This is a genomic window from Actinosynnema sp. NPDC023658, from assembly GCF_040639995.1.
Lineage (GTDB): Bacteria > Actinomycetota > Actinomycetes > Mycobacteriales > Pseudonocardiaceae > Actinosynnema.
In genome coordinates, this window is sequence record NZ_JBFAAX010000560.1 from 1 (window position 1) to 3,731 (window position 3,731).

Below are 3,731 nucleotides of genomic sequence, written 5' to 3' on the forward strand. Positions count from 1 at the left end.
CCCTTATCCGGGGCTAGTCCGGCTCCGCGCTCCCCCGGTCCACCCCGTCCGACGCCGCGCGGGCGGCCCGGCCGGCGAGCGGGGTCAGGTGCGCGGCGAGCGCGTCCAGCAAGGCGGAGACCTCCGCGACCCGCCTACGGTCGTCGGTACCGAGCGCGGCGGCGAGGGCGTCGTCGACGGTGCTCCCCCGCACCTGCGCCACGCGGTCCGACAGGTGCTCGGCCTGCCGGACCAGCACGCGGCGGCGGTCGGCGGGATCGGGTCGGGTGTCCAGGGAGCCGGTCTCCCGCAGCCGGGCGACGGCGGTGGAGACCTGGCTCTGCGGCAGCCCGGTGCGCTCGACGATCTCACCGATGGAGCTGTCGGGGTGCTCGACGATGTCGCTGAGCACGATCAGGACCAGCCGGGTGCTGCCCGACCGCGGCTTGCCGTCGTCGACGGGCGCGGGCATGGCCTCCTCACCGATCTTCATCAGGGTGCGTCCGAGCAGGAACAGCGCGACTCCGTTCACGCGGCCAGCTTACATCGGATTCGATACATCTACTTGAATGTATCGAATCCGATGGATTATGGTTCGGCGTGTCCCCACCCGACCGCACCCGACGGAGCCGCACCATGACCGACACCCGGACCGCGACGCTGCCCGTGCCCGACGCCGTCCTCCACCACGAGGTCCGCGGCTCCGGCCCCCTGCTGCTGATCTCGCAGAGCGGCGAGGGCGACGCCCGGCGCAGCACCGACCTGGTCGACCGGCTCGTGGACGCCTACACGGTGGTGACCTACGACCGCCGCGGCCTGTCCCGCAGCGCGGTGGCCGACCCCGCGCGGCCCGTGACCATGGCCGACCACGCCGACGACGTCCACCGCCTGCTGGCCTCGCTGACCGACGAACCGGCGCTGGTGCTGGGGTGCAGCCTCGGCGCGGTCATCGGGCTGCACCTCGCCGTCCGCCACCCCGACCAGGTGCGCACGCTCGTCGCGCACGAGCCCGTCGCGCCGTGGCTGCTGCCCGCCGCCGAACGCGCCGCCCACGAGCGCGAGCTGCTCGACGTCCAGCACACCTACCGCACCGGAGGACTGGCGCCCGCCTTCGCGGAGATCGCCCGGGTCCTCGGCATCGACCCCGTCCACCAGGACACCGAGCCCGACCTCACCCCGCGGCCGATGACCGCGCAGCGGACGGCCGACTTCGACTTCTTCCTGACCCGCGACTTCACCGCCGTCGTGCGGGACGACCTGCGCGCGGCCGACGTCGCGGCGCTCAAGGACACGCCGGTCCGCATCGTCCCCGCCACCGGCCGCACCACCCCGCACACCGTCTTCGACCACCGCTGCGCGCGGGAGCTGGCGGCCCTGCTCGGCGTCGGGGTCGAGGAGTTCCCCGGCGGCCACAACGGCAACACCACGCACCCGAGGGCCTACGCCGCCCGGCTGCGCGAGGTCCTGCGCGACCCGGCGTGACGCCTCAGGCCTGGTCGGTGAGGCTCGCGTCGAGGGGTGGGCAGTTGGCCATCATTGTCGCCATCACGTTGCAGTAGTGCGACGACTTCTGCTGAAAATGGACAAAAGATCGGTCAGATTAAGCGAAAGTTCTGGACTCCCTGAGTGCGCCCGACCTACCGTTCACACGCTTCGCCATCCCCTGCCCACCGGAATCCCCTGCCTCACCCCGCCTCCGCCGCGCGGGCCCTGCAACCGTGCGACGACGACGTCGGACAAGCGTGGTCGTCCCTGCCCTCAGGAGCATGGATATGAGATGGACAGCGCGACGGACGCGCTTACCCGCCTACGCCCTGCTGGCCGCAGCCCTGCTGGTCAGCGGCTCGGGACTGTCCGCGACGGCGGACCCCCGGGCCGAGGCCGTGCCGCCCCAGGAGCCCGGCGTGACGCTGCGGGTCTTCGACGTGCAGGTGCCGCTGGACCGGCTCTGCACCCTCAAACCGGCCCAGACGCCCAACATCGACAAGCTCATGCCCACGATCGACTGGACCTCGACCACCGACTTCGGGTTCGAGGACCACTTCGTCGCCCAGGTCTCCGGCAACGTCACCATCAGCCAGGCGGGCACCTACACGTTCCGCCTGCTCAGCGACGACGGGTCGCGGCTCTCGCTCGACGGCACCGTGGTCGTCGACCACGACGGCCTGCACGGCCCCGACCCCAAGGACGGCTCGGTCACCCTGAGCACCGGCTACCACTCCCTGCTGATCGAGCACTTCGAGCGCGACGGCGGGCAGCAGTTGACGTTGCAGTGGAAGCCGCCGGGCGCCTCGGCGTTCTCGCTCGTGCCGAACTCGGCGCTCAGCACGGACAGCGGCGTCGTCCGGGTCACCGCCCCCGGTCGCAAGGACTGCGCGGCGGGCGCCGACAGCCCCGGCGACGGCCTGCCGTTGAACGCCGTCCACCCCGACTACACGCTGACGAACCTGCGCCCCACCGGTTTCCAGCCGCGGGTCAGCGCGATGGACTGGCTCCCGGACGGCCGCCTGGTCATCGCCACGTGGGACGGCAAGAGCACCGACACGGGTGAGCTCTGGGTGCTGGGCAACGTCACCGGCGCCACCTCGCCCGACCGCGTCACCACCAAGCGGATCGCGTCGAACCTGCGCGAGCCGATGGGCCTGAAGGTGCTCGACGGCAAGGTCTACGTGTCGCAGAAGCACCAGCTGACCGAGATGACCGACACCAACGGCGACGACGTGCTCGACCAGTCGCGCGCGGTGGCGACGTGGCCGTACGGCGGCAACTTCCACGAGTTCGCGTTCGGCCTGCTCTACCAGGACGGCGCGTTCTACCTCAGCCTCTCCGTCGCGATCAACGAGGGCGGCGCGACCACCAACCCGCAGCCCGCCGCCAACCGCGGCACGACGCTGAAGGTCGACCGCGCCACCGGGCAGGTCACCTACCTCGCCGGCGGGCTGCGCACCCCCAACGGCATCGGCTGGGGCCCCGAGGGCGGCATGTTCGTCAACGACAACCAGGGCGGCTACCTGCCCGCGTCGAAGATGGTGCAGATCAAGCAGGGCCGGTTCTTCAACCACTACACCAACCCGGCCGGCCCGTTCGACTCGAACCCGGTCACCGCACCGGTGCTGTGGTTGCCGCAGAACGAGATCGCGAACTCCCCCAGCACTCCGCTCTACCTCACCCAGGGCCTCTACGCGGGGCAGATGGTCTTCGGCGACGTCACCTACGGCGGCCTCCAGCGCGCCTTCCTGGAGAAGGTGAACGGCGAGTACCAGGGCGCGGTGTTCCGCATGACGCAGGGGCTGGAAGCGGGCGTGAACCGGATCAGCCTCGGCCCGGACGGCGCGATCTACGCCGGTGGCATCGGGGACGGCGGCAACTGGGGCCAGGACGGCAAGCTCAGGTACGGCCTGCAGAAGCTCACGCCCAACGGCGGCCGGACGTTCGACGTGCTGGCGGTGCGCGCGATCGCGGGCGGGTTCGAGGTCGAGTACACCCAGCCGCTGTCCGCCGAGACGACGGCGGGGCTCGCCGGTCGCTACCGGGCCGAGCAGTGGCGGTACGCGGCGACGCCCGCGTACGGCGGCCCCAAGGTCGACCAGGAGAACCTGTCGGTCGCCTCGGCCACGCCGTCCGCCGACGGCCGGAAGGTCACGCTCAAGCTCAACGGCCTGAAGGCCGGCCGCGTGGTGCACCTGCGCTCGCCGCGCTCGTTCACCTCGAACACCGGCGTGCAGCTGTGGAACACCGAGGCCTGGTACACG

At 71.5% G+C, this 3,731-nt stretch carries 3 protein-coding genes; 2 read left to right on the forward strand and 1 reads right to left on the reverse strand.

Translation table 11 applies throughout. The annotated features are described in order from the left end of the window. Positions 1-13: 13 nt before the first annotated feature. Positions 14-511: a helix-turn-helix domain-containing protein gene (locus tag AB0G02_RS31130; protein ID WP_360801134.1), complete on the reverse strand. Its 498-nt coding sequence runs from the start codon at positions 509-511 to the stop codon at positions 14-16. A gap of 104 nt (positions 512-615) precedes the next feature. Here AB0G02_RS31130 and AB0G02_RS31135 point away from each other — a divergent pair, with 104 nt between their 5' ends. Both AB0G02_RS31135 and AB0G02_RS31140 read left to right on the forward strand, forming a co-directional pair. Next, on the forward strand, positions 616-1,461 hold the full coding sequence (locus tag AB0G02_RS31135; protein WP_360801137.1) for an alpha/beta hydrolase: 846 nt from the start codon (positions 616-618) through the stop codon (positions 1,459-1,461). A gap of 290 nt (positions 1,462-1,751) precedes the next feature. Further along, a partial coding sequence (locus AB0G02_RS31140) for a PA14 domain-containing protein (protein WP_360801140.1) occupies positions 1,752-3,731 on the forward strand: 1,980 nt, incomplete at its 3' end.